Origin of the sequence: Synechococcus sp. R55.7 (assembly GCF_047461955.1) — a bacterium.
Taxonomy (GTDB): domain Bacteria; phylum Cyanobacteriota; class Cyanobacteriia; order Thermostichales; family Thermostichaceae; genus Thermostichus.
This window is the reverse complement of the sequence record NZ_JANSIC010000082.1, coordinates 4360-7482: the sequence shown is the minus strand read 5'-3', so window position 1 is coordinate 7482 and position 3123 is coordinate 4360. Positions and strand designations below refer to the sequence as shown.

The window sequence follows — 3123 nt, the reverse complement described above, 5'->3', positions numbered from 1 at the left end:
ACAGTAAATCGGGAGAAGGAGGTCGCTATCGGAGGGCGCAGGGAACTTTGGTGAATAGATTGAGGGCGAATGGACCTAGTTAACCAGCATGGATTTGGCCAAAAGCAGATAAGGACGGATCATCTCGCTCTCTTCTGCCCCAAAGATGTAGGTCAGGGAGTCGAGCATTAACTTGTAGGCAGGCTGGCATTGGTCGCGCATCTTGAACGATTTCAGGATCGTCTCCAGCCAGTAGAGCAATTTATCCCTCAGGTAGTCTTCGTCGTTGAGCAGCATGGCCATGCAGCAGTAGCGCCACACCATGCTCAGATCCCGGCGGCAGCGCTCCCAGGCCAGGTGACCATGCTGGCGGATTAAATTCGGCATCATCGGCTGAAACTTCTCCATCACCCGATCCAGCAGCTCTTGTTCTTTGGCCTGCAGAACCTGGTAAAGGCGGACCCGCTTCGGGATCCCTTCCACGTAGGCGTGTAGAGTTTTCAACTCGTCCGGGCGCAGATAGCGGCCTTCGCTTTGTTGCATCAGCTCGGCAACCCTTGAATTCATAGATAGAGCCTCCTTCAGTGGGCTTCACACAAACATTTCCGCCAAGGTGAGAGCCCTCTCCGGCGGAACTGTGGGCAGGTCAACCTCGGCCTCAGACCTAGAAGAAGAGGGGGAAGGGAACTGGGCCTGAGAAGTGGCGCAGACAGCTTGTAGCTCTTGCCAGTAGGGGGCAAGCAAACCCTGCTGATCCGCTGGCAGGGATCCCTGAACCACTGCCCGTAGCTGAGCGAGCGCTTGCGGCAACCCTAGGTACTGTTCCATCGCACCAAGAGTTACCTGCTGCACAGGGGTGGGATCCCCCAGCAACAGACTCAGGCCCAGGGAGCGCAAACAAAAGGCCAATTGACGAGCCAAGAGGCGCTGAGCCGGGGTTAGAGAAGGTTCTGCCCCCTCTCTGGCGGGATTGCTGCTGGGCAACGCTGTCGCGACGGGGGTTGGCCCCTGCTGTTGCAAAACCTTTTGGATCCAGGTCAGCTCTTGCTGTTGTAAGACTTGGTAGAGCTCCAGCCGTTCTTCAAAAGAGAGCGAGTAACGAATCAGGTCTTGCAGATCGTCGGGTGTTAGGTAACCCCCTTCTCGATCGGCAATGCGCTCCGGCCAAGAGTGAAGGTCATCCATGGGTGAAGTCTCCTTAAAAACAGAGGGCAAAACAAAACCGAGATCCCTGAACAAACCAGAGCTAGAGCAAAGCTCCGCCAAACAAGGCGGCAAAATCCTCAAGAGTAAAGGGATCCTCCGCTGGCAATTCCGGCACCGGCTCCACCCATGGGCGGATGCCCGACCAATTGAAGCCGGCAAAAAACTGTCCCACCGATTGGGCAAAGAGCATGGGGGACTGCGGCGGCGGCTCTTGAGCAAAGGGAGCCTTGGCCGGGGGTCGGTTATCCCAGTTCAACCCCTGCAAGAAGAGCATCAGGGGCTGGGTTAGATCTCGAGCAGGATCTAGGGTGAGCATGTCAGCTTCTCCAAAGCGCTGAGGAACGACAGAACCACAAGCAAGCCTTACATTTGCTGTAAACGCTGCTCGATCTCGCGGGCGCTGGCCCCTTCGGTGATCCAAAAATTGGCGGCATCAATGCGTTCTTGCCCGCCCAACAGGAACTTGCAGTAGGTTTCCCCCATGGCGTAGCACTGGATCTCGATGCAGGCCAGCTCGCGGGAAGTCATAGCGGTGAAAAACCCGGCAAATAGCCCGGCATAGAGATGGCAAACCGGCTTGCCCACATCCCCTAGGGTGCGAGCCACCATCGAGTCAAACAAGTTGATAAACAGGAAGCCTTTTTGTTTGGATTCGGTTTCCACCTCCCACTTGCCCCAGCCCTGAGCCGTAAAAGGCCACCACCAAGTCTCCAGCAAAAACAAAAGGTTGGACTGTTTTACGCCAATCCCATACTCCCGCTCGTACCACTCGGAGAAGTGCTTGGCATCGCGGATGCCCCAATCTCTGCCAATGGTGTACATCACCGCCGCCGAAGCATCTCCCACTTCCCGTTCCAGGCCTGTTTGCAAGCCCACAATAAAGTCTTCGCTGAGCAGGAGATTTTGCGTGTTGTTCCAGTCGATGATCGTGCCCTGATCTCGGTTGAAGCGAAAGAAATCGCGGTAACTGTAGTGAGCATGCTTGTCGCGGCCCACAGGCATGGTGACTGCAGGACGGGGATCCGGTCGAGATGTGGTGGCCATGGCGCTCTCCTGATAAAAAATGGATAATTCTAGATTGCAAAGCAACAGGATTTGGTGGGATTTGTAGGGATCAACTGGGCCAGACAATGCCAATGAGTCAACAAAATGAATGGCTAAGCATTCGATAAACTTGGTCAGCTATCTGAGGGATCCAACATTGTTCAATCCTTGGTTGATTGTCTATAAGACAATGCCCGCTGAGCCCAAGGGATCCCTGAATATCGACAATCCATCAAACTTCCCGAGTTTGGGCCAGCGTATTGCCAATGATGCGGAAGTCCTCATTTTCTAGCTGCTTAACAGTAGAGCGAGTGATGATCTTGCCCTGCTCCACCAAAACCTTCCCCGTCCGTGGGTGCAGCAGGTCTTGTTCGGCCCGCCGACCGATGAGCACTTCGATATCCCTCAGCGAGTTCACGTACATCCCCGGCGGCAGCTCCACCACCACGCCATCGGAAACCACCCGCGCCTGACAGGCCAGCCGGGAATTGCTGCGGGCGCTGGTAATGGTCTCCAGAGTCTTGGCCTCGCGGGGGGTGATGGGAGTGAGGCTTTCCATTCCCTCTTTGACGTAAACATGACAGGTGGCGCAGAGGCCGCGACCGTTACATTCCCGCGAAACCTGCAGCTCCTCCGACAAAATGGCCGACAGCAGATTGCTGTAGGTATCGACCTCTGAGACGCGAGATAAAGGCTCTAGCCGGATTTGTTTAACCATAGACGGGATCCACATTAAGGGCAGACAAAAAACCCCGGCGGGCAGGATCTACTGCATAAGCAACGCAAACCAATCACAAAAATTGATTGATCCCTTCCCCTGCAGCCCCCTTGCAGGTCTACAGCAACACCTGAGTCCCCAGTCAATCAAACCAGAGCACTTCACCAGAGCACTTC

5 protein-coding genes are annotated in these 3123 nt (G+C 55.2%); all 5 read right to left on the bottom strand.

Annotated features, from left to right (window positions below; all coding sequences use genetic code 11):
* Window positions 1-75 precede the first annotated feature (75 nt).
* A complete protein-coding gene (locus NW820_RS06105) occupies window positions 76-546 on the bottom strand; it encodes a phycobilisome protein (protein ID WP_414344046.1) in 471 nt (156 codons plus the stop codon).
* Window positions 547-570: 24 nt separating this feature from the next.
* The gene (locus NW820_RS06100) at window positions 571-1164 is read right to left on the bottom strand and encodes a hypothetical protein (protein ID WP_414406981.1); all 594 of its coding nucleotides are present in this window, start codon (window positions 1162-1164) and stop codon (window positions 571-573) included.
* A 61-nt stretch (window positions 1165-1225) separates the two neighbouring features.
* Window positions 1226-1501, bottom strand: a complete 276-nt coding sequence (locus NW820_RS06095) for a hypothetical protein (RefSeq protein ID WP_414406980.1) — start codon at window positions 1499-1501, stop codon at window positions 1226-1228.
* Window positions 1502-1548: 47 nt separating this feature from the next.
* Window positions 1549-2229, bottom strand: coding sequence for a V4R domain-containing protein (locus NW820_RS06090; RefSeq protein ID WP_414406979.1), 681 nt, complete (start codon window positions 2227-2229; stop codon window positions 1549-1551).
* Window positions 2230-2461: 232 nt separating this feature from the next.
* On the bottom strand, window positions 2462-2947 hold the full coding sequence (locus tag NW820_RS06085; protein WP_414331883.1) for a 2Fe-2S iron-sulfur cluster-binding protein: 486 nt from the start codon (window positions 2945-2947) through the stop codon (window positions 2462-2464).
* Between the last annotated feature and the right edge of the window lie 176 nt (window positions 2948-3123).

Coding starts and splice junctions, on each gene's coding strand:
- NW820_RS06105 (WP_414344046.1), bottom strand. CDS start 546: ATGAATTCAAGGGTTGCCGAGCTGATGCAACAAAGCGAAGGCCGCTAT.
- NW820_RS06100 (WP_414406981.1), bottom strand. CDS start 1,164: ATGGATGACCTTCACTCTTGGCCGGAGCGCATTGCCGATCGAGAAGGG.
- NW820_RS06095 (WP_414406980.1), bottom strand. CDS start 1,501: ATGCTCACCCTAGATCCTGCTCGAGATCTAACCCAGCCCCTGATGCTC.
- NW820_RS06090 (WP_414406979.1), bottom strand. CDS start 2,229: ATGGCCACCACATCTCGACCGGATCCCCGTCCTGCAGTCACCATGCCT.
- NW820_RS06085 (WP_414331883.1), bottom strand. CDS start 2,947: ATGGTTAAACAAATCCGGCTAGAGCCTTTATCTCGCGTCTCAGAGGTC.